Consider the following 22,414-nt stretch of genomic DNA (forward strand, 5'->3'; position numbering starts at 1 on the left):
CTATGGATCATCGACTGCTTGAAATCGTTGCCTGCCCGGTCTGTAACGGCAAACTCTGGTACAACCAGGAAAAACAAGAACTGATCTGCAAACTGGATAACCTCGCTTTTCCACTGCGTGATGGCATTCCCGTTTTGCTGGAAACCGAGGCCCGTGTATTAGCGGCTGATGAGCGTAAATCATGAGTTTTGTCGTCATTATTCCTGCCCGCTACGCCTCCACGCGTCTGCCGGGTAAACCGTTGCAGGACATCAACGGTAAACCGATGATTGTGCATGTGCTGGAACGCGCCCGTGAATCCGGCGCTGAGCGTATTATTGTCGCGACCGATCATGAAGAGGTCGCACGCGCCGTTGAAGTGGCGGGTGGAGAAGTGTGCATGACCCGCGTCGATCACCAGTCCGGGACAGAACGTCTGGCTGAAGTGGTTGAGAAGTGTGGTTTCAGTGATGACACCGTGATTGTCAATGTGCAGGGTGATGAGCCGATGATCCCGGCCATCATTATTCGCCAGGTGGCAGAAAACCTGGCGCAGCGTCAGGTTGGAATGGCCACGCTCGCGGCACCGATTCATAGCGCGGAAGAGGCGTTCAATCCGAATGCAGTGAAGGTGGTACTGGATGCCGAAGGCTATGCGCTGTATTTCTCGCGTGCAACGATCCCCTGGGATCGCGATCGTTTTGCGAAAAGTCGCGAGACCGTCGGCGATAATTTCCTGCGCCACCTCGGCATTTACGGCTATCGCGCCGGATTTATCCGTCGCTATGTGAGCTGGGAGCCCAGCCCGCTGGAAAACATCGAGATGCTGGAGCAACTCCGCGTGCTGTGGTACGGCGAAAAAATCCACGTGGCTGTGGCAAAAGAGGTGCCTGGTACCGGTGTTGATACCGCAGAAGACCTCGAGCGCGTTCGCGCTGAAATGCGTTAATTTTCTTTACGACACTCCGCTCTTTAGTGAGAGGAGTGTCGTACCGTTACGATTTTCCACGCTTTTTCTTTTCAACAATTGATCTCATCCGGGTGACATCCGTCGGTGTGGCGCTCATTATAAAAGCAGTAGCTTTTATGAGGGCAATCTGAATGGAACAGCTGCGCGCCGAATTAAGTCATTTACTGGGCGAAAAACTGAGCCGCATTGAATGCGTGAATGAAAAAGTCGACACAGCACTGTGGTCGCTCTATGACAGCCAGGGCAACCCAATGCCGCTGATGGCCCAAAGTTTCACCACGCCGGGGGTCGCGCAACAACTGGCCTGGAAAACCACCATGTTAGCGCGTAGCGGCACCGTGCGAATGCCGGTCATTTATGGGGTGATGACTCACGATGAACATCCCGGTCCGGATGTCTTACTGCTGGAACGTCTGCGTGGCGTCCCCGTTGAAGCGCCGGCCCGGACGCCGGAGCGTTGGGAGCAGCTCAAAGATCAGATTGTCGAAGGGTTACTGGCCTGGCACCGCCAGGATAGCCGGGGGTGTGTCGGTGCGGTGGACAATACGCAGGAGAATATCTGGCCTTCCTGGTATCGTCAGCGGGTTGAGGTGCTCTGGAGTACGCTCAATCAGTTCAACAACACCGGGCTAACCATGCAGGATAAGCGCATTCTGTTTCGCACCCGCGAATGTCTGCCCGCGCTGTTTGACGGCTTTAACGACAACTGTGTGCTGGTGCATGGCAATTTCAGTCTGCGCAGCATGTTAAAAGACGCCCGGAGCGACCAGCTTCTGGCGATGGTGGGGCCTGGTATTATGCTCTGGGCACCACGGGAGTACGAACTGTTCCGGCTGGTAGATAACACGCTGGCGGAAGGACTACTCTGGCACTACCTGCAACGCGCGCCAGTGGCGGAATCGTTCATCTGGCGGCGTTGGTTATACGTGTTATGGGATGAAGTGGCGCAACTGGTCAATACCGGGCGCTTTAACCGATCTCATTTTGATCTCGCTGCGAAATCACTCCTGCCCTGGCTCGCCTGACGAGCCTTTCAACCGCTGCCAGACTCTCCCCAGCGTCTCGTAGCTTGCGCGATCGCTATGCATCAACCAGACGGGAGAGGGGATTGCCCGCTCCCACGGATTCAACGGGGAATCGATAGCCAGTTGATTCGCCGGAGCCGGCAGCGGATTTAACCCGGCCTGCTGAAAGAAAATCATTGCTCGCGGCAGATGAGAGGCTGAAGTGACCAGCAGGAATGGCGCGTCGCCGATAGCCTGCTTCACGGCAGCGGCTTCTTCCTCCGTATCCTTAGGCTTGTCGAGCGTGATGATATCCTCTTCCGGCACCCCCAACGATTGCGCCACCCGTGCGCCAACTTCTGCCGTACTCACCGGATTGGTTTTGGCATTCGCGCCGGTAAAAATCAATTTCGAACCCGGGTTAGCCCGCCACAGACGTATTCCCTCATTTAGACGCGGCAAACTGTTGTTGATCAGGTTAGAACTGGGCGCCCACTGCGGGTTCCAGGTATAGCCGCCGCCTAACACGACGATGTATTCAACTTTCTGCGTATCCTGCCAGGTGGGGTAGCTATTTTCTATCGGGCGCAGCAGATGGTCTGCAACGGGTTGCAGACTGAGCAGGAACAGCGCCAGCCAACTGAGGCTGATAAATACCTTGCCGGTTTTCTGAAAACGGCTAAACCACAGCAGTGCCAGACCGATACCCATCATCAAGAGCAGAAAAGGGAGAGGCAACAGCATGCCGCCAATCACTTTCTTCAGCGTAAAAAGCATCCTTTTTGGTTCCTTTTTTGACCATACAGCAGAAGAATAATCGTGATATTACACCAGAGAGGTTCATTCTCCGCGCGGGTGTGACAAAATAGCGGTTTTATCAGAGAACAGCTAAGCCAGCCTGTGGAGAGCCCGATGCGGGATCGCAATTTTGATGACATTGCTGAGAAGTTTTCCCGTAATATTTACGGCACCACAAAAGGGCAGCTAAGGCAGGCGATCCTGTGGCAGGATCTCGACCTTATTCTGACAGACTTCGGCGCGCAACCACTTCGTGTGCTGGACGCTGGCGGCGGTGAAGGACAAACGGCCATTAAAATGGCAGAACGTGGTCATCACGTGACGTTGTGTGACGTCTCCGGTGAGATGATCGCCCGTGCGCAACGGGCGGCAGAAGCCAAAGGTGTGAGCCACAACATGCATTTTATACAATGCGCTGCTCAGGACGTCGCTTCGCATTTGGAAAGCTCCGTTGATCTGATATTGTTTCACGCTGTGCTGGAGTGGGTCGCCGAGCCGGTCAGCGTGTTAGAGACCCTTTGGTCGGTATTGCGTCCCGGTGGCGTACTGTCATTAATGTTCTACAATGCCAACGGCCTGTTGATGCATAACATGGTGGCGGGGAACTTTGACTACGTGCAGATAGGGATGCCCAAACGTAAGAAGCGTACCCTTTCACCAGACTATCCGCGTGAGCCAGGAGAGGTTTACCAGTGGCTGGAACAGATGGGCTGGCAGATCACCGGGAAAACCGGGGTGCGCGTGTTTCATGATTATCTGCGTGAGAAACATCAGCAGCGTGACTGTTATGAGATATTGCTTGAATTAGAAACGCGTTACTGTCGCCTGGAGCCGTATGTCAGCCTGGGTCGTTACATTCACGTCACCGCGCGTAAACCGCAGATGCAAGGATAACCTATGAGTGAATTTTCCCAGACAGTCCCCGAACTGGTTGCCTGGGCCAGAAAAAATGACTTCTCTATCTCGCTGCCGGTAGACCGACTCTCGTTTCTGCTGGCGGTGGCCACGCTGAATGGCGAGCGCCTGGACGGTGAGATGAGTGAAGGCGAACTGGTGGATGCGTTCCGCCATGTAAGTGATGCGTTTGAGCAAACCAGCGAAACCATTGGCGTGCGCGCGAACAATGCGATCAACGATATGGTGCGTCAACGTCTGCTGAACCGCTTTACCAGTGAGCAGGCAGAAGGGAACGCGATTTATCGTTTGACGCCGCTCGGCATTGGCATTACCGATTACTATATTCGTCAACGTGAATTTTCCACGCTGCGTCTGTCAATGCAGTTGTCGATCGTGGCGGGTGAGCTCAAGCGCGCGGCGGATGCCGCCGATGAGGGCGGCGATGAGTTCCACTGGCATCGCAACGTCTATGCGCCACTCAAGTATTCGGTCGCTGAGATTTTCGACAGTATCGATCTGACTCAGCGCATCATGGATGAACAGCAGCAGCAGGTGAAAGATGATATCGCGCAACTGCTGAATAAAGACTGGCGCGCGGCGATTTCGAGCTGTGAACTGCTACTGTCAGAAACCTCCGGCACTCTGCGCGAGTTGCAGGATACGCTGGAAGCGGCAGGCGATAAATTGCAGGCCAATTTGCTGCGTATCCAGGATGCGACGCTGGCTCATGACGATCTGCATTTTGTTGATCGCCTGGTGTTTGACCTGCAAAGCAAGCTCGATCGTATTATCAGCTGGGGTCAGCAGTCGATCGATCTGTGGATTGGCTATGACCGCCACGTTCACAAATTTATCCGTACCGCCATCGATATGGATAAAAACCGCGTCTTTGCCCAGCGCTTACGTCAGTCGGTACAGACCTATTTTGACGAGCCGTGGGCGCTGACCTATGCCAACGCCGATCGTCTGCTGGATATGCGTGACGAAGAGATGGCGCTGCGTGATGAAGAGGTCACCGGGGAACTTCCGCCGGATTTAGAGTACGAAGAGTTTAACGAGATCCGCGAACAGCTTGCGGCGATTATCGAAGGCCAACTGGCTATCTATAAATCGAAAGAGACGCCGTTAGATCTCGGTCTGGTAGTGCGCGAGTATCTTGCGCAATACCCGCGTGCGCGTCACTTTGACGTCGCGCGCATTGTTATCGATCAGGCGGTACGTCTTGGCGTAGCGCAAGCAGACTTCACCGGACTGCCAGCCAAATGGCAGCCGATTAATGATTACGGAGCCAAGGTACAGGCGCATGTCATTGACAAATATTGAACAAGTGATGCCGGTTAAGCTGGCGCAGGCGCTGGCGAATCCGTTATTTCCGGCGCTGGATAGCGCGTTACGTTCAGGCCGCCACATTGGTCTGGATGAACTGGATAATCATGCTTTTTTGATGGACTTCCAGGATTATCTGGAAGAGTTTTACAGCCGCTATAACGTGGAGCTGATCCGCGCGCCGGAAGGTTTCTTCTACCTGCGTCCGCGTTCAACGACCATTATCCCGCGTTCCGTGTTGTCTGAACTGGACATGATGGTCGGTAAAATTCTCTGCTACCTCTATCTCAGTCCGGAGCGGCTGGCGAACGAGGGGATTTTCACTCAGCAGGAGTTGTACGACGAGCTGCTGACGCTGGCTGACGAAGCCAAACTGTTGAAGCTGGTGAATAACCGCTCAACCGGCTCCGACGTCGACCGCCAGAAGTTACAGGAAAAAATGCGCTCGTCTTTAAACCGTCTTCGCCGTTTAGGCATGGTGTGGTTTATGGGGCACGACAGCAGCAAATTCCGCATTACGGAATCGGTGTTCCGCTTTGGCGCGGATGTACGAACGGGTGACGACCCGCGCGAAGCGCAGCGTCGCCTGATCCGCGATGGCGAAGCGATGCCGGTCGAAAACCACCTGCAGCTCAATGATGAGACCGAAGAGAATCAGCCGGACAGTGGAGAAGAAGAATAATGATTGAACGCGGTAAATTTCGCTCACTAACGCTGATTAACTGGAACGGTTTCTTTGCCCGTACCTTTGACCTGGATGAACTGGTTACCACGCTTTCCGGGGGGAACGGCGCGGGGAAATCCACTACCATGGCGGCGTTCGTCACGGCGCTAATCCCGGATTTAACCCTGTTGCACTTCCGTAACACCACGGAAGCAGGCGCGACCAGCGGCTCACGCGACAAAGGTCTGCACGGTAAGCTGAAAGCGGGTGTCTGTTATTCGATGCTCGATACGATCAACTCGCGCCATCAGCGCGTGGTGGTGGGTGTGCGCTTGCAGCAGGTTGCCGGACGCGACCGTAAAGTCGATATCAAACCGTTTGCCATTCAGGGACTGCCGATGTCTGTGCAGCCTACGCAACTGGTGACGGAGACGCTGAACGAACGTCAGGCGCGCGTCCTGCCGTTAACGGAGCTGAAAGAAAAGCTCGACGCGATGGAAGGCGTGCAGTTTAAGCAGTTCAACTCGATCACCGATTACCATTCGCTGATGTTTGATCTGGGCCTCATCGCCCGTCGTCTGCGCTCTGCGTCTGACCGTAGTAAATTCTATCGCCTGATTGAAGCCTCGCTGTACGGTGGGATTTCCAGCGCGATCACCCGGTCTCTGCGCGACTACCTGTTGCCGGAAAACAGCGGGGTGCGTAAGGCGTTCCAGGATATGGAAGCTGCGCTGCGGGAAAACCGCCTGACGCTGGAAGCCATTCGCGTTACCCAGTCCGATCGCGATCTGTTTAAACACCTGATTAGCGAAGCCACCAACTATGTGGCGGCGGACTATATGCGTCACGCCAATGAGCGCCGGATCCACCTCGATAAAGCGCTGGAATTCCGTCGCGAATTGTACACGTCGCGCAAACAACTGGCGGCCGAGCAGTATAAACACGTCGACATGGCGCGTGAGTTGGGCGAGCACAACGGTGCGGAAGGCGATCTCGAAGCCGATTATCAGGCGGCAAGCGATCACCTGAACCTGGTGCAAACCGCGCTACGCCAGCAGGAAAAAATTGAACGTTATGAAGCGGATCTCGACGAGTTGCAGATCCGTCTCGAAGAACAAAATGAAGTGGTCGCAGAAGCCGCCGATCGTCAGGAAGAGAACGAAGCGCGCGCCGAAGCTGCCGAGCTGGAAGTGGATGAGCTGAAAAGCCAACTGGCGGACTACCAGCAGGCGCTGGACGTTCAACAGACCCGCGCCATCCAGTACAACCAGGCGATCTCGGCGCTGGAACGCGCCAGAGCGGTGTGCCATCTGCCGGATCTGACGGCCGATAGCGCCGCCGAGTGGCTGGAAACCTTCCAGGCGAAAGAGCAGGAAGCCACCGAAAAAATGCTCTCGCTGGAGCAGAAAATGAGCGTGGCGCAAACCGCGCACAGTCAGTTCGAGCAGGCGTATCAGCTGGTGGTGGCGATCAATGGCCCGCTGGCGCGTAATGAAGCCTGGGACGTGGCGCGCGAACTGCTGCGCGAAGGCGTTGACCAGCGTCACCTGGCGGAACAGGCGCAGTCGCTGCGTATGCGACTGAGCGAACTGGAACAGCGTCTGCGCGAGCAGCAGGAAGCCGAACGTCTGTTGGCGGAATTCTGCAAACGTCAGGGGAAAAATTTCGACATTGACGAACTGGAAGCCCTGCATCAGGAGCTGGAAGCGCGTATCGCCTCGCTGTCTGACAACGTTTCCAGCGCGCATGAACAGCGTATGGCGCTGCGTCAAGAGCAGGAACAGCTACAGTCGCGCATTCAGCATCTCATGCACCGTGCCCCCGTCTGGCTGGCGGCGCAAAACAGCCTGAGTCAGTTGAGTGAACAGTGCGGTGAAGAGTTTACGTCCAGCCAGGAAGTGACCGAATATCTGCAGCAATTGCTCGAACGAGAGCGTGAAGCGATTGTGGAACGCGACGAAGTCGGCGCGCGCAAGAATGCCGTCGATGAAGAGATCGAACGCTTAAGCCAGCCTGGTGGCTCGGAAGATCAGCGTCTGAACGCGCTGGCGGAACGCTTTGGCGGCGTGCTGCTGTCAGAAATCTATGACGACGTCAGTCTTGAAGATGCGCCGTACTTCTCCGCGTTGTATGGTCCGTCGCGTCACGCCATCGTGGTGCCGGATCTGTCGCTGATCGCTGAACAACTGGAAGGGTTGACGGATTGCCCGGAAGATTTGTATCTGATCGAAGGGGATCCGCAGTCATTTGATGACAGCGTCTTCAGCGTCGACGAACTGGAAAAAGCGGTGGTGGTGAAGATTGCCGATCGCCAGTGGCGCTACTCGCGCTTCCCGTCCGTACCGCTGTTTGGCCGTGCGGCGCGAGAAAACCGTATCGAAACGCTGCATGCCGAGCGTGAAGGATTATCCGAGCGTTTTGCCACGCTCTCTTTTGACGTTCAGAAAACGCAGCGTCTGCATCAGGCGTTCAGCCGCTTCATTGGCAGCCATCTTTCGGTGGCTTTTGAATCCGATCCGGAAGCCGAAATTCGCCAGCTCAACAGCCGTCGCGTTGAGCTGGAACGTGCGTTGACCGCCCACGAAAACGACAACCAGCAGCAGCGTCTGCAGTACGAACAGGCGAAAGAGGGCGTTACCGCGCTTAACCGCCTGCTGCCGCGTCTGAATTTGCTGGCTGACGACAGTCTGGCGGATCGCGTCGAAGAGATCCGCGAGCGTCTGGATGAAGCGCAAGAAGCCGCGCGCTTTGTACAGCAGCACGGCAACCAACTGGCGAAACTGGAACCGATGGTGTCGGTGTTGCAGAGCGACCCGGAACAGTTTGAACAACTGAAAGAAGATTACGCGTACTCCCAGCAGACGCAGCGCGATGCGCGTCAGCAGGCGTTTGCGCTGACCGAAGTGGTCCAGCGTCGTGCGCACTTCGGCTATTCCGACTCAGCGGAAATGCTCAGCGGCAACAGCGATCTGAACGAAAAATTGCGTGAGCGCCTGGAACATGCGGAAGCTGAACGTACCCGTGCCCGTGAAGCCCTGCGTGGTCATGCGGCGCAACTGAGTCAGTACAATCAGGTTCTGGCTTCGCTGAAAAGCTCTTACGATACCAAGAAAGAGCTGCTTAACGATTTGCAGCGTGAATTGCAGGATATTGGCGTGCGTGCCGACAGCGGAGCGGAAGAGCGTGCGCGCATTCGTCGCGATGAACTGCATTCGCAGCTCAGCAACAACCGTGCGCGGCGTAACCAGCTCGAAAAAGCGCTTACCTTCTGTGAAGCGGAGATGGATAACCTGACCCGCAAACTGCGCAAACTGGAACGCGATTACCACGAAATGCGTGAGCAGGTGGTAACCGCGAAAGCAGGCTGGTGCGCCGTGATGCGACTGGTGAAAGACAGCGGCGTCGAGCGTCGTTTGCATCGTCGCGAGCTGGCCTATCTTTCCGGTGATGATCTGCGCTCCATGTCGGATAAGGCGCTGGGTGCGCTGCGTCTGGCGGTCGCTGATAACGAACATCTGCGTGATGTCCTGCGTCTGTCGGAAGATCCGAAACGTCCGGAACGTAAGATCCAGTTCTTTGTCGCAGTGTATCAGCATCTGCGCGAGCGTATCCGTCAGGATATCATTCGTACCGACGATCCAGTGGAAGCCATCGAACAGATGGAAATCGAGCTGGGCCGCCTGACCGAAGAACTGACCTCCCGTGAACAGAAACTGGCGATCAGCTCACGTAGCGTGGCGAACATTATTCGCAAGACCATCCAGCGCGAGCAGAACCGTATTCGTCAGCTCAACCAGGGGTTGCAGAGCGTGTCGTTCGGTCAGGTTCACAGCGTGCGTCTGAACGTGAATGTGCGTGAAACCCATGCCACGCTGCTGGAAGTGCTGTCTGAACAGCATGAGCAGCATCAGGATCTGTTCAACAGCAACCGCCTGACCTTCTCAGAAGCGCTGGCGAAGCTTTATCAACGCCTGAACCCGCAAATCGACATGGGACAGCGTACGCCGCAAACCATTGGCGAGGAGTTACTGGATTACCGTAACTATCTCGAAATGGAAGTGGAAGTTAACCGTGGTTCTGACGGCTGGCTGCGTGCAGAGTCCGGTGCGCTATCGACCGGTGAAGCGATCGGGACCGGGATGTCGATCCTGGTGATGGTGGTTCAAAGCTGGGAAGATGAAGCGCGCCGTCTGCGCGGGAAAGATATCTCCCCGTGCCGTCTGCTGTTCCTCGATGAAGCCGCCCGTCTGGATGCGCGTTCTATCGCGACGCTGTTCGAACTGTGTGAGCGTCTGCAGATGCAGCTCATCATCGCGGCGCCGGAAAACATCAGTCCGGAGAAGGGCACCACCTATAAGCTGGTGCGTAAAGTCTTCCAGAATACGGAACACGTTCATGTGGTTGGTCTGCGCGGGTTTGCGCCGCAGTTACCGGATCCTCTCCCCGGCGAGGCTGATGCCCCGTCAGAGGCCAGCTAAAACCTTAAAGACGGCTGAAAAGCCGTCTTTTTCATTTCTTAAACTATGGATTTCAGGTGCATTTTCTTTAAACTTCTTTACATTAGGTTAGGCAATCGCATATCAGCCTTTCTATAATGAAGGAAAGCTCCGGTAGATGTGAGCATGTCGTAATGTAACCAGAGGGCAAGGGATGTTGCTTAATAAAATTGGTGGTCGTCGGTTCTCGGCAATAAGTTTATGCCTGGCCGTAGTATTCGCTCCACTGTCCAGTGTTCAGGCTGATGAGCCTGAAGTGATACCTGGCGACAGCCCTGTCGTTGTCAGTGAACAGAGTCTCGCTCAGCCGCAGGCGCAATCTGGCGCAACGGCGGTGATGGCGGGTCTGCAGCCACTCCCTGAGGGGGCGGCGGAAAAGGCGCGAGCTGAGCTTCAGTCGCAACTTCCTTCAGGCTATACGCCTGTCTATATGAATCAGCTTGAACTGCTTTATGCGGCGCGCGATATGAAACCCATGTGGGAAAATCGCGAAGCCGTCAAAGCGTTCCAGCAACAGCTGGCAGAGGTCGCTATTGCGGGCTTCCAGCCTCAGTTCACCACCTGGGTGGCGTTACTGACCGATCCTGCCGTTAACGGCATCGCGCGCGATCTGGTGTTGTCTGATGCGATGATGGGGTATCTCCATCTGATCGCCAATATTCCGGTCAAAGGCAACCGCTGGCTGTACAGCAGTAAACCGTATGCACTGGCGACGCCACCGCTGTCGGTCATCAATCAGTGGCAGGTTGCGCTGGATAATGGACAACTTCCGACGTTTATTGCCGGGCTGGCACCTCAGCACCCGCAATATGCGTCAATGCACGCGTCGTTATTAGCGCTGGTGGGCGATTCACGCCCATGGCCGCAACTGACCGGCAAAGCAACGCTACGACCGGGTCAGTGGAGCAACGACGTGCCTGCGCTGCGGGAAATACTGCAACGTACCGGGATGCTGGAAGGCGGACCGAAAATTGCGCTGCCGGGAGATGAGACCCCGTCAGAAGCGGTGGTCAGCCCGTCAGCCGTTGCCGTTGAAACCCCGAGCGCTGACACGGCAAAACAGACTGCGCCGCGCAGTAAGCCAGCACCGGCTGTCCGTGCTGCGTATGATAAAGAGCTGGTTGAAGCGGTAAAACGCTTCCAGACGTGGCAAGGGTTGGGCGCAGATGGCGCTATTGGCCCGGCTACCCGCGACTGGCTGAACGTGACCCCCGCGCAGCGTGCAGGGGTACTGGCGCTCAATATCCAGCGTCTGCGTTTGCTTCCATCTGAACTGTCGACGGGTATTATGGTGAATATTCCGGCGTATTCGCTGGTTTATTATCAGAATGGTAATCAGGTGCTGGCGTCCAGGGTGATTGTCGGTCGTCCCGATCGTAAAACGCCGATGATGAGCAGCGCGCTGAATAACGTGGTGGTCAATCCGCCATGGAACGTCCCGCCGACGCTGGCGCGTAAGGATATTCTGCCCAAGCTGTGGAACGATCCTGGCTACCTTGAACGTCACGGCTATACCGTGATGCGGGGCTGGAACAGCAGAGAAGCGATTGATCCGTGGCAGGTTGACTGGTCAACCATCACGCCGTCAAATTTACCGTTCCGTTTCCAGCAGGCGCCGGGAGCGCGTAACTCGTTGGGCCGCTACAAGTTCAATATGCCAAGTTCCGATGCAATTTATCTGCACGACACGCCTAACCATAATTTGTTCCAGAAGGATTCCCGGGCGCTTAGTTCCGGTTGCGTGCGTGTGAACAAGGCTTCTGAACTGGCAAACATGCTGTTACAGGATGCGGGCTGGAACGATACGCGAATTTCCGATGTGCTGAAGCAGGGCGACACGCGCTACGTCAATATTCGTCAGACTATCCCGGTCAATCTGTATTACCTGACGGCGTTTGTTGGCGCGGACGGGCGTACCCAGTATCGTACAGATATTTACAATTATGATCTGACAGCGCGATCCAGCGCACAAATTGTGGCAAAAGCAGAACAATTAATCAGGTAAATGAAGAAGTTCTGGTTAATCTGTTGTCGTAATAATTGGCAGTGACAGGGGCATCGGCCCAGAAGCCCCGTCATTGCTGGGGTTGGGCCAACTTGACGGCGGCTTTGATGCCAGTTAAGGTGCCTATCGTGCGCTAAAGCATATAGACGATAACATTGACCTGTAGACCTTAAACCATGGACAAATTTGACGCTAATCGCCGCAAACTGCTGGCGTTAGGTGGCGCTGCCCTCGGAGCTGCCATCTTGCCTGTGCCTGCGTTTGCCACACTCTCTACCCCGCGTCCGCGTATTTTGACTCTGAGCAACCTCAACACCGGAGAGTCAATTAAAGCGGAATTTTTTGATGGCAGAGCTTATATTCAGGATGAATTAGCCAAACTTAACCATTTTTTCCGTGACTATCGCGCGAATAAGGTGAAGTCCATCGATCCCAGACTCTTCGATCAGCTTTTCCGCCTGCAAGGGCTGTTGGGAACACGTAAGCCCGTTCAACTGATTTCCGGTTATCGTTCACTGGATACCAACAATGAATTGCGTGCGCACAGCCGTGGGGTAGCGAAACAAAGCTATCACACCAAAGGCCAGGCCATGGATTTTCATATTGAAGGCATTTCGTTAAGTAATATTCGCAAAGCCGCGTTATCTATGCGCGCAGGTGGTGTAGGATACTACCCACGCAGTAACTTTGTGCATATTGACACCGGGCCGGCGCGGCACTGGTGATTAACGAAACAGGAGCAGTATGAACTATCGTATTATTCCGGTCACCGCGTTCTCCCAGAACTGTTCTTTGATCTGGTGTGAGCAAACGCGTCTGGCAGCGCTTGTCGATCCCGGCGGCGATGCTGAAAAAATCAAACAGGAAGTGGATGCCAGCGGCATCACGTTGACGCAGATCCTGCTCACTCACGGACACCTCGATCATGTGGGTGCCGCGGCGGAACTGGCGCAACACTACGGAGTACCGGTTATCGGTCCGGAAAAAGAAGATGAGTTCTGGCTGCAGGGTTTGCCTGCACAGAGTCGCATGTTTGGCCTCGGCGAATGTCAGCCACTGACGCCCGACCGTTGGCTTAACGAAGGAGATCGTGTCAGCGTAGGGAATGTGACTTTACAGGTGTTGCATTGCCCGGGCCATACGCCTGGACACCTTGTTTTCTTTGATGAGCAGTCGCAACTTCTTATCTCAGGCGACGTGATTTTTAAAGGTGGAGTCGGGCGCAGTGATTTCCCGCGCGGCGATCACAGCCAGTTGATTGACTCGATCAAACGTAAGCTGTTGCCGTTAGGCGATGACGTGACGTTTATTCCGGGTCATGGCCCGCTGTCGACGCTGGGCTATGAACGGTTGCACAATCCGTTCCTGCAGGATGAAATGCCTGTCTGGTAATCCCCATTAAAAAGCCCGCTTATCGCGGGCTTTGCTTTTATCGCACGTCTTACAGCACGGCAACAATGGCTTCGCACAGCGGCGCCATGTTATCCGGCGTCATTCCGGCAACGTTGACGCGACCAGAATCCACCGCATAAACGCCAAACTCTTCACGCAGACGCAGAACCTGCTCTTTGGTCAGGCCGCTGAATGAGAACATGCCGTTTTGTTTGATGATGAAGCTGAAATCGCGTTCAGCCCCTTTCTCTTGCAGGGTGTTCACAAACAGCAGACGCATACGCTGAATGCGCTGACGCATGTCGGTCAGTTCCTGTTCCCAGATTGCGCGCAGCGCATCGTTGCTGAGAATTGTGGCAACCACTGATGCGCCGTGGGCTGGCGGGTTAGAGTAGTTCGCACGAATGGCGGATTTCATCTGGCTGAAGGCGCGGTCAACGGTTTCCGCATCTGCCGCAACCAACGTACAGGCACCCACACGTTCGTTGTACAGGCCAAAGTTCTTGGAGTAGGAGCTCGCGACAATCAGCTCTTTGTGCAGCGCGGCGAACGCGCGCAGTCCTTCCGCATCTTCTTCCAGACCACGGGCGAAGCCCTGATACGCGAAGTCAAACAGCGGCAACCAGCCTTTCTCGACGGAAAGCTGTGCCAGGGTTTGCCACTGCTCAAGCGTAGGATCGATACCGGTTGGGTTATGGCAGCAACCGTGGAATAGCACCACATCGCCCGCCTGTGCTTCGCTCAGGCTGTTTCGCAGCGCATCGAAGTCGAGTGAATGGTTTTCTGCGTCGTAATAAGCGTACTCGCGTACTTCCAGCCCGGCGGAGTTAAACACGCTCTTATGGTTCGGCCAGCTTGGGTTGCTCACCCAGACGCGTTTTACTGCCGTATTTTTTGCCAGGAAGTCGGCAGCAACGCGTAGCGCGCCGGTGCCGCCCGGCGTTTGCGCCGTGCGTGCGCGTTTGTCATTGATAAGATGACTACCTTTGCCGAACAGCAGCTCCTGCGTGCAACGGCCAAATTCCGGAATACCGTCAATGCCGAGGTAGTTTTTTGTTGTTTCATTTTCGAGTAAGTATTGCTCGGCTTTTTTAACGCTGGTCAGCACTGGCGTTTTGCCAGTTTCATCTTTATAGACACCGATCCCAAGGTTAATTTTCGAAGGACGGTCATCAGCACGAAACAGATCGGCCAGACCCAGAATGGGGTCGGCAGGGGCGGCAGTAATGTTCTCAAACATGACGAGGTTCCATTGTGGTTACAGAAGGGAAATCCGTTATCAGGTTAACGGTAGATTTACAAAATGCCAACCGTTAGTGATGAAAAGCCTGAAGGTTTTTTGAAGTCGCAAGATTTTGCTGACAGGCATAAAAAAACAGGACCGAAGTCCTGTTTTTTAGGCATTTAGCAAAGGGGTCTGCTATTAGAACTGGTATACGATACCCAGAGCAACGGTGTCGTCAGAGTTCACGCCCAGTTTGTTGTCAGAATCAATCTGGTTGATCTGGTAGTCAACATAGGTGGACATGTTTTTGTTGAAGTAGTAGGTGGCACCCACTTCAATGTAGTTCACCAGATCTTCGCTACCGACACCTTCTACGTCTTTCGCTTTAGATTTGTTGTAGGAGATGGACGGACGCAGGCCGAAATCGAACTGGTACTGAGCGACCACGAAGAAGTCCTGAGTTTTGTTGGCGAAACCACCGCTGATCGGAGTAGCGTTACGGGTTTCACCGTAGTTGGTCGCCAGGTAGATGTTGTTCGCGTCATATTTCAGACCGGTCGCCCACTGCTCAGCTTTTTCGCCACTGCCACGCAGTGCCGGATCTTGCTGTGCATTAGTACGGTCAGCTGCACCGTAAGCACCTACAACAGCGAAGCCTTCGAACTCATAGCTGATGGAGCCGCCAACGCCGTCACCATTAGAACGACGAACATCGCTGAAGTTGGTGCTGGTCGGATCGGTAGCGTCAACTTCGTAGCTGCTTGCGCGCTCGTTTTTGCCCAGGTACTGAACACCGAAGTTCAGGCCATCAACCAGACCGAAGAAGTTAGCGTTACGGTAAGTTGCTACGCCACCAACACGGCCAACGAAGAAGTTATCGCTGTATGCAGTATCACCGCCGAATTCTGGCAGCATATCGGTGTAACCCAGTGCATCGTAAACGATACCGTAGTTACGACCATAGTCGAAGGAGCCCGCGTCACCGAATTTCAGACCGGCGAACGCCAGACGGGTTTTGTTGTTGTTCTGTGCGTCAGAACCGCCTTCAGAGTTGTTACCGGCGAAGTTATATTCCCACTGGCCGTAACCGGTCAGTTGGTCATTGATCTGAGTTTCCCCTTTGAAACCAAGACGAGCATAAGTCTGGTCGCCGTCGTTGCCTTTGTTATCAGAAAAATAGTGCAGACCTACCGCTTTACCGTACAGGTCCAGTTTGTTGCCGTCTTTGTTGTAGATTTCTGCAGCGTTAGCTGCACCGGCTACCAGCAGGGCAGGGATAACCACTGCCAGAATATTGCGCTTCATCATTATTTATTACCCTCATGGTTTTTTTATGACACCTGCCACTGCCGTCAATAAATTACGTCAATAAAAATTTACGGAACTATTGATGAGAGTTTGGTGTCTTTATGTGTCTGACAGGCATCTTTCCATTCAAACTAACGTTTCGCTACCGTGAAAGTGCTACAAAGATAAAGAATTAGTTTCAGAAAGAAAAAATGTGTAACTAATTATTTCATTTTTGGAACTTTGTGAACGATATCAAATTTCGAAACGATTTCAGCGCCAGAACACACCACTTATATCTATTTATATGATTTTCTTATCTTTAATTTGAATAAAAGAAAAACAACGGACAGAAAATAGACATTTCCAGTTTTGCTTATGGCATTATCTGGACGTCTGGAATGCTGTTGGATTGTTTAAAAAATGTGCTAATGGGTGAGTAAATACTAATCCGCAAGAAAAATACGGTTTATTTTTTGTGCAGAAATATTACAACGTAATACCCAGTAACAGGAGTGGGGGATTTCGGGGTTGATCTTAGAATTGCTTACTTATTACTCACAAAAACTGACATTTCAGGCAATAAAAAAGGCCAGCAACGCTGGCCTTTTTGTGAACGATCTTAGAACGTCGCATTACGCGGTGTACGCGGGAAGGCAATCACGTCACGAACGTTCTGTACGCCGGTGACGTAGGCGATCAGGCGCTCAAAGCCGAGACCGAAGCCGGAGTGCGGCACGGTACCGTAGCGGCGCAGATCGCGATACCACCAGTAATCTTCTTTATTGAGACCCATTTCCAGCATGCGCGCATCCAGCACATCCAGACGCTCTTCACGCTGAGAACCACCGATGATTTCACCGATACCCGGTGCCAGAACGTCCATCGCGGCAACGGTTTTTCCATCTTCGTTCAGGCGCATATAGAACGCTTTAATATCTTTCGGATAGTTTTTCACTACCACTGGTGCCTTAAAGTGTTCTTCTGCCAGATAACGTTCGTGCTCGGAGGAGAGATCGACACCCCAGTAAACCGGGTTCTCAAACTTTCTGCCTTTCTTAATGCACTCTTCCAGAATAACGATTGCATCGGTGTAATCTACCTGGGCGAAATCCGCTTCAATGAAACGTTCCAGACGGCTAATCGCCTCTTTATCTACGCGCTCGGCAAAGAACTTCATGTCGTCAGCACGCTCGGTCAGTACGGCTTTGAAGGCATATTTCAGCATGCCTTCCGCCAGGCCGGCGATATCGCTCAGGTTGGCAAACGCCACTTCCGGTTCCAGCATCCAGAACTCCGCCAGGTGACGGCTGGTGTTGGAATTTTCCGCACGGAAAGTCGGGCCGAAGGTATAGATTTTCGACAGCGCACAGGCGTAAGTTTCACCGTTCAACTGGCCGGATACGGTCAGGAAGGACTCTTTACCAAAGAAGTCTTTGTCGAAATCCACTTTGCCCTGATCGTCACGCGGCAGGTTTTCCAGATCCAGCGTCGACACGCGGAACATCTCACCAGCACCTTCGGTATCGGATGCGGTGATCAGCGGAGTGGAAACCCAGAAGAAGCCCTGCTCATCAAAGAAACGGTGCAGCGCCTGGGCCAGTGTGTGGCGAACACGTGCAACGGCACCAATCATGTTGGTACGCGGACGCAGGTGCGCAACTTCACGCAGGTACTCGATGCTGTGACGTTTCGCCGCCATCGGGTAGGTGTCTGGATCTTCAACCCAACCGCTAACTTCAACCTCAGAGGCCTGGATCTCAAAACTCTGTCCTTGTCCCGGAGAGGCCACAACCTTGCCGGTGACGATAACGGAGCAGCCGGTGGTCAGACGCAGCACTTCCTCATTGTAATTGGGCAGAGAATTATTAATGACGGCCTGTACAGGATCAAAGCAGGAACCGTCATAAACGGCGAGGAAGGAGATGCCAGCTTTTGAATCTCGGCGGGTACGTACCCATCCGCGCACGGTGACTTCGCTGTCAACGGCTACGCGGCCCTGGAGTACGTCGGCTACAGGCACAACGCTCATAATATTCTCTCTGTTAATAGTCCGATATATAAACACATGTTCCCCGGAATGGGGATTTCCTATGTTACCTGGCATCTGCAATCAGACAAGTAGAATTAACAGGAAAAGAAAAGAATTCAGAAATAAATGCTAAAAGGGAGCCGAAGCGGCTCCCTGGCAGGATTAACTGGCTTTTTTGATATGCGGTAAATCAAACGCTTTGCGCAATGCGCGAACAAAAGCTTTGTCGTGGCAAATGGTTTTGCCCGGACTATCAGACAGTTTGGCAACCGGTTTACCGTTGCACTCCACCAGTTTGATCACGATGTTAAGCGGCTTAACTTGCGGAATATCGCACGTCAGACGCGTGCCAATACCAAAACTCAACTTCACGCGGGATGAGAAATGCCGGTAAAGATCGACGCCTTTATTCAGATCCAGATTGTCGGAAAAGACCAGCGTTTTGCTGTGCGGGTCGATACCTAACTTTTCATAGTGAGCGATAGCTTTTTCACCCCATTCAACCGGATCGCCAGAGTCATGGCGCAGTCCCTGGTAACGGGTGGCAAATTCGCTGCCAAAATCGCGTAAGAACGCATCCATTGTGATGCAGTCAGTCAGCGCAATACCTAGCTGATCCGGATATTCATTCAGCCATGCGGCGAGAGCGGCGCGTTGACTGGTTGCCAGTTCAGGGCTTATCTGTTGATGCGCCTGGAACCACTCGTGCGCCTGTGTGCCCATCGGGGTTAGCGACAAACGACGCGCCAGATCGTAGTTACTGGTGCCAACAAACCACGACTCCTGCTGTAAACGCTTAACGATAGCCTGTTGCACTTCACGGGAAAAACGGCGACGAGTGCCGAAATCCATCAGGTGGAAGCGGGACATATCGAGACTTGACGTTAAAGCAGAGAAATCGACTAGTTTCGTCTCCAGCGTATCGAGGGCCTGCGCGACACCCACTTCTGGTGAGCGATACCGATGGACCAGCTCACTGATCACCGCCAGCAGTGGGACTTCCCACATGATGACTTCACGCCATGGGCCAGTTAAGCGGATATTCAGCTTCCCGTTGTCGTTGCTGATGGATACCTGTTGCGGGTTATAGCGAAAATCGCGCAGCCAGTTGAGGTAATCCGCTTTGAAGAAGGGCAGGCCGGAGAGCCACTGGTACTCTTCATCCTGCAGGCGCAGATGCTGCATAGCATTAACCTGCTCGCGAATGGTGTCGGCATAAATACCCAGCAGGTCGTCGCCTCGGCAACGAAATTCAGCCGCTACTTGCACATCATAGTAGTGGTGAAATACGGCTTGCTGCATATGCAACTTATAAGCATCTGTATCCAGCAACGAGTGCAGAACAGGAGAAGCGAATTGTGTCATAGGTGCGCAGTAGCATCCTCTCACGGGAGCGTTTAGTACAATAAACAACTAAGAAAACCGCTGGAGTATACCTTGTTTAGCGATTTATTGAACCCTGATCACACCATAAGCTGACGTTAGGGTCGAGTGCATTTCGTGCCTCGTGTTATAAAAATGTAGCGAAAAGAGTGTTTGTGCCTGAAAAGATAAACATTCTGCGTAGCGCGATTTCCGCAACAGGAATAGACTGGAGTCGAGACTCTTCAAAAGATGCTAAAGGTTTTTTTATGACACAACAGCCACAAGCCAAATACCGCCACGACTACCGTGCGCCGGATTACCAGATTACTGATATTGACTTGACCTTTGACCTGGATGCTGAAAAAACCGTGGTCACGGCAGTGAGCCAGGCTGTTCGTCATGGCGCATCGGATGCCCCGCTGAAACTGGATGGAGAAGATCTGACGCTGGTCTCTCTCCACGTCAACGATGAACCGTGGACCGCTTATAAAGAAGAAGCGGGTGCGCTGGTGATCAGCAATCTGCCCGAGCGTTTTACGCTGCGTATTGTGAATGAAATCAGCCCGGCCCGGAATACCGCGCTGGAAGGCCTGTATCAATCGGGCGATGCACTCTGCACTCAGTGCGAAGCGGAAGGCTTCCGCCATATTACATGGTATCTCGACCGCCCTGACGTGCTGGCGCGTTTTACCACCAAAATTATTGCCGATAAGAGTCAATATCCGTTCCTGCTCTCCAACGGTAACCGCACCGGCGAGGGGGAACTGGAAAACGGTCGTCACTGGGTTCAGTGGCAGGATCCGTTCCCGAAGCCGTGCTATCTGTTTGCGCTGGTTGCCGGTGATTTCGACGTGCTGCGCGACACCTTTACGACCCGTTCCGGGCGCGAAGTCGCGCTGGAGCTGTACGTGGATCGCGGCAATCTCGACCGTGCGCCGTGGGCGATGACCTCGTTACAGAACTCAATGAAGTGGGACGAAGAGCGCTTCGGCCTGGAGTACGATCTCGACATCTATATGATCGTCGCTGTCGACTTCTTTAATATGGGCGCGATGGAGAATAAAGGGCTTAATATCTTTAACTCCAAATATGTGCTAGCGCGTACCGATACCGCCACCGACAAAGACTATCTCGATATTGAGCGCGTGATCGGCCATGAATATTTCCACAACTGGACCGGTAACCGCGTTACCTGCCGCGACTGGTTCCAGTTGAGCCTGAAAGAGGGCTTGACCGTTTTCCGCGATCAGGAGTTCAGTTCGGATCTCGGTTCCCGTGCCGTTAACCGGATTAGCAACGTGCGCACCATGCGCGGCCTGCAGTTTGCTGAAGATGCCAGTCCGATGGCGCATCCGATCCGCCCGGACATGGTCATTGAAATGAACAACTTCTACACCCTGACCGTGTATGAAAAGGGCGCAGAAGTGATTCGCATGATCCACACCCTGCTGGGTGAGGCAAATTTCCAGAAAGGGATGCAACTGTACTTTGAACGTCACGACGGCAGCGCGGCGACCTGCGATGACTTCGTTCAGGCCATGGAAGATGCGTCCAACGTTGATCTTTCCCACTTCCGCCGCTGGTACAGCCAGTCCGGCACGCCAATTGTCACCGTTAAAGATGACTACAACCCGGAAACCGAACAATACACGCTGACTCTCAGCCAGCGCACGCCGCCAACACCGGATCAGGCGGAAAAACTGCCGCTGCATATTCCGTTTGCCATCGAACTGTATGACAACGAAGGTAAAGTGATCCCGCTGCAGAAAGGCGGTCACCCGGTGAATTCGGTACTGAATTTCACCCAGGCGGAGCAGACGTTTGTCTTTGATAACGTTTACTTCCAGCCGGTACCGGCGCTGTTGTGCGAGTTTTCAGCCCCGGTGAAACTGGAGTATAAGTGGAGCGATCAGCAACTGACGTTCCTGATGCGTCATGCGCGCAATGACTTCTCCCGCTGGGATGCGGCGCAAAGCCTACTGGCGACCTACATCAAGCTCAACGTAAACCGCCATCAGCAGGGCCAGCCGCTGTCGCTGCCTGTCCATGTGGCTGACGCGTTCCGCGCGGTGCTGCTGGATGAGAAGATCGATCCGGCGCTGGCGGCGGAGATCCTGACGTTACCTTCGGCAAACGAAATTGCTGAGCTGTTTGATATCATCGATCCGCTGGCGATCGCTGAAGTTCGCGAAGCGTTAACGCGTACGCTGGCGACCGAACTGGCGGATGAGTTCCTGGCGATCTACAACGCCAACCGGCTGGAGGAGTATCGTGTTGAGCATGCGGACATCGGTAAACGTACGCTGCGTAACGCCTGCCTGCGCTTCCTGGCCTTTGGTGAAACGACGCTGGCGGACACGCTGGTAAGTAAGCAGTATCGTGAAGCTAACAACATGACCGATGCGCTGGCGGCGCTGTCTGCGGCCGTAGCGGCGCAACTGCCGTGCCGTGATGCGCTGATGCAGGAGTATGACGACAATTGGCATCAGGACGGTCTGGTGATGGACAAATGGTTTATCCTGCAGGCCACCAGCCCGGCGGATAACGTGCTGGATACGGTACGCGGTCTGTTGAAACATCGTTCGTTCAGCCTGAGCAACCCGAACCGTATTCGTTCGCTGATTGGTGCGTTTGCCGGCAGTAACCCGGCGGCGTTCCATGCGGAAGATGGCAGCGGATATCAGTTCCTGGTTGAGATGTTGACCGAGCTTAACAGCCGTAACCCGCAGGTAGCGTCACGTCTGATCGAACCCTTGATCCGTCTGAAACGTTACGATGCGAAGCGTCAGCAAAAAATGCGTGCCGCGCTGGAACAATTGAAAGGGCTGGAGAATCTTTCCGGCGATCTGTACGAGAAGGTAACCAAAGCGTTAGCCTGAGACGTTGACCTGTCGTTTTTGTAGGCCGGATAAGGCGGTAACGCCGCTATCCGGCAAAATGCCCGGTGGAGCTCATGCTTACCGGGCCTACAACG

Annotated in this window: 16 protein-coding genes; 11 read left to right on the plus strand and 5 right to left on the minus strand. The window is 54.0% G+C overall.

The window, feature by feature from the left end:
* Window positions 1-2: 2 nt before the first annotated feature.
* From ycaR to ACQ0PY_RS09025, 3 genes are all read left to right on the plus strand, one after another.
* Window positions 3-185, plus strand: coding sequence for a protein YcaR (gene ycaR / locus ACQ0PY_RS09015; protein ID WP_042320194.1), 183 nt, complete (start codon window positions 3-5; stop codon window positions 183-185).
* Complete coding sequence (gene kdsB, locus ACQ0PY_RS09020; protein WP_043001188.1) at window positions 182-928, plus strand: 3-deoxy-manno-octulosonate cytidylyltransferase; 747 nt, start codon at window positions 182-184, stop codon at window positions 926-928. Before ycaR ends, kdsB begins: the two co-directional genes overlap by 4 nt.
* A 152-nt stretch (window positions 929-1,080) precedes the next feature.
* A complete protein-coding gene (locus ACQ0PY_RS09025) occupies window positions 1,081-1,974 on the plus strand; it encodes a YcbJ family phosphotransferase (protein ID WP_043001187.1) in 894 nt (297 codons plus the stop codon).
* On the opposite strand, the gene elyC is transcribed toward ACQ0PY_RS09025, so the two are convergent.
* Entirely contained in the window at window positions 1,951-2,730 is a 780-nt protein-coding gene (gene elyC, locus ACQ0PY_RS09030; RefSeq protein ID WP_044327932.1) for an envelope biogenesis factor ElyC, read from the minus strand. The two genes, ACQ0PY_RS09025 and elyC, sit on opposite strands and share 24 nt — an antisense overlap.
* Before the next feature lie 135 nt (window positions 2,731-2,865).
* On the opposite strand from elyC, the gene cmoM reads away from it, so the two are divergent.
* The 7 genes from cmoM (at window position 2,866) to ACQ0PY_RS09065 (ending at window position 13,531) form a co-directional block, all read left to right on the plus strand.
* Entirely contained in the window at window positions 2,866-3,645 is a 780-nt protein-coding gene (gene cmoM / locus ACQ0PY_RS09035) for a tRNA uridine 5-oxyacetic acid(34) methyltransferase CmoM (protein WP_109740101.1), read from the plus strand.
* Between the two features lie 3 nt (window positions 3,646-3,648).
* Window positions 3,649-4,971 (plus strand): chromosome partition protein MukF, encoded by a 1,323-nt coding sequence (gene mukF, locus ACQ0PY_RS09040; RefSeq protein WP_042320184.1) that lies wholly within the window; start codon window positions 3,649-3,651, stop codon window positions 4,969-4,971.
* Window positions 4,952-5,656 carry a chromosome partition protein MukE gene (gene mukE, locus ACQ0PY_RS09045; RefSeq protein WP_043001183.1) on the plus strand — a complete coding sequence of 235 codons (705 nt, stop codon included), beginning with the start codon at window positions 4,952-4,954 and terminating at the stop codon, window positions 5,654-5,656. Before mukF ends, mukE begins: the two co-directional genes overlap by 20 nt.
* Window positions 5,656-10,116: a chromosome partition protein MukB gene (gene mukB, locus ACQ0PY_RS09050; RefSeq protein ID WP_109740102.1), complete on the plus strand. Its 4,461-nt coding sequence runs from the start codon at window positions 5,656-5,658 to the stop codon at window positions 10,114-10,116. Before mukE ends, mukB begins: the two co-directional genes overlap by 1 nt.
* 172 nt (window positions 10,117-10,288) lie before the next feature.
* Window positions 10,289-12,139: a L,D-transpeptidase gene (ldtD, locus tag ACQ0PY_RS09055; RefSeq protein ID WP_044265754.1), complete on the plus strand. Its 1,851-nt coding sequence runs from the start codon at window positions 10,289-10,291 to the stop codon at window positions 12,137-12,139.
* A 176-nt stretch (window positions 12,140-12,315) separates the two neighbouring features.
* A complete protein-coding gene (gene mepK / locus ACQ0PY_RS09060) occupies window positions 12,316-12,864 on the plus strand; it encodes a peptidoglycan L,D-endopeptidase MepK (RefSeq protein ID WP_043001180.1) in 549 nt (182 codons plus the stop codon).
* 19 nt (window positions 12,865-12,883) lie between these two features.
* A complete protein-coding gene (locus ACQ0PY_RS09065; protein ID WP_044265752.1) occupies window positions 12,884-13,531 on the plus strand; it encodes an MBL fold metallo-hydrolase in 648 nt (215 codons plus the stop codon).
* Window positions 13,532-13,580: 49 nt separating this feature from the next.
* Here the strand turns inward: ACQ0PY_RS09065 and aspC are convergent, their stop codons facing one another.
* The 4 genes from aspC to pncB form a co-directional block, all read right to left on the minus strand.
* Window positions 13,581-14,771, minus strand: coding sequence for an aspartate transaminase (gene aspC, locus ACQ0PY_RS09070; RefSeq protein WP_044265749.1), 1,191 nt, complete (start codon window positions 14,769-14,771; stop codon window positions 13,581-13,583).
* 183 nt (window positions 14,772-14,954) lie between these two features.
* Window positions 14,955-16,064 carry a porin OmpF gene (gene ompF / locus ACQ0PY_RS09075; protein WP_044256321.1) on the minus strand — a complete coding sequence of 370 codons (1,110 nt, stop codon included), beginning with the start codon at window positions 16,062-16,064 and terminating at the stop codon, window positions 14,955-14,957.
* 601 nt (window positions 16,065-16,665) lie between these two features.
* Window positions 16,666-18,075, minus strand: coding sequence for an asparagine--tRNA ligase (gene asnS / locus ACQ0PY_RS09080; protein ID WP_044256319.1), 1,410 nt, complete (start codon window positions 18,073-18,075; stop codon window positions 16,666-16,668).
* 162 nt (window positions 18,076-18,237) lie between these two features.
* Window positions 18,238-19,440, minus strand: coding sequence for a nicotinate phosphoribosyltransferase (gene pncB / locus ACQ0PY_RS09085; protein WP_044265746.1), 1,203 nt, complete (start codon window positions 19,438-19,440; stop codon window positions 18,238-18,240).
* A gap of 266 nt (window positions 19,441-19,706) precedes the next feature.
* On the opposite strand from pncB, the gene pepN reads away from it, so the two are divergent.
* On the plus strand, window positions 19,707-22,319 hold the full coding sequence (pepN, locus tag ACQ0PY_RS09090) for an aminopeptidase N (protein ID WP_044256317.1): 2,613 nt from the start codon (window positions 19,707-19,709) through the stop codon (window positions 22,317-22,319).
* The last annotated feature ends 95 nt before the right edge of the window (window positions 22,320-22,414 follow it).

Source organism: Citrobacter sp. LST-B2 (genome assembly GCF_057983045.1).

Excerpts from the sequence above, each read along its gene's own strand:
- mukE (WP_043001183.1), top strand. The coding sequence starts at position 4,952 with ATGTCATTGACAAATATTGAACAAGTGATGCCGGTTAAGCTGGCGCAG.
- pepN (WP_044256317.1), top strand. The coding sequence starts at position 19,707 with ATGACACAACAGCCACAAGCCAAATACCGCCACGACTACCGTGCGCCG.
- aspC (WP_044265749.1), bottom strand. The coding sequence starts at position 14,771 with ATGTTTGAGAACATTACTGCCGCCCCTGCCGACCCCATTCTGGGTCTG.
- ompF (WP_044256321.1), bottom strand. The coding sequence starts at position 16,064 with ATGATGAAGCGCAATATTCTGGCAGTGGTTATCCCTGCCCTGCTGGTA.
- asnS (WP_044256319.1), bottom strand. The coding sequence starts at position 18,075 with ATGAGCGTTGTGCCTGTAGCCGACGTACTCCAGGGCCGCGTAGCCGTT.
- pncB (WP_044265746.1), bottom strand. The coding sequence starts at position 19,440 with ATGACACAATTCGCTTCTCCTGTTCTGCACTCGTTGCTGGATACAGAT.
- cmoM (WP_109740101.1), top strand. The coding sequence starts at position 2,866 with ATGCGGGATCGCAATTTTGATGACATTGCTGAGAAGTTTTCCCGTAAT.
- ACQ0PY_RS09025 (WP_043001187.1), top strand. The coding sequence starts at position 1,081 with ATGGAACAGCTGCGCGCCGAATTAAGTCATTTACTGGGCGAAAAACTG.
- mepK (WP_043001180.1), top strand. The coding sequence starts at position 12,316 with ATGGACAAATTTGACGCTAATCGCCGCAAACTGCTGGCGTTAGGTGGC.
- mukF (WP_042320184.1), top strand. The coding sequence starts at position 3,649 with ATGAGTGAATTTTCCCAGACAGTCCCCGAACTGGTTGCCTGGGCCAGA.
- kdsB (WP_043001188.1), top strand. The coding sequence starts at position 182 with ATGAGTTTTGTCGTCATTATTCCTGCCCGCTACGCCTCCACGCGTCTG.
- mukB (WP_109740102.1), top strand. The coding sequence starts at position 5,656 with ATGATTGAACGCGGTAAATTTCGCTCACTAACGCTGATTAACTGGAAC.
- ycaR (WP_042320194.1), top strand. The coding sequence starts at position 3 with ATGGATCATCGACTGCTTGAAATCGTTGCCTGCCCGGTCTGTAACGGC.
- ldtD (WP_044265754.1), top strand. The coding sequence starts at position 10,289 with ATGTTGCTTAATAAAATTGGTGGTCGTCGGTTCTCGGCAATAAGTTTA.
- elyC (WP_044327932.1), bottom strand. The coding sequence starts at position 2,730 with ATGCTTTTTACGCTGAAGAAAGTGATTGGCGGCATGCTGTTGCCTCTC.
- ACQ0PY_RS09065 (WP_044265752.1), top strand. The coding sequence starts at position 12,884 with ATGAACTATCGTATTATTCCGGTCACCGCGTTCTCCCAGAACTGTTCT.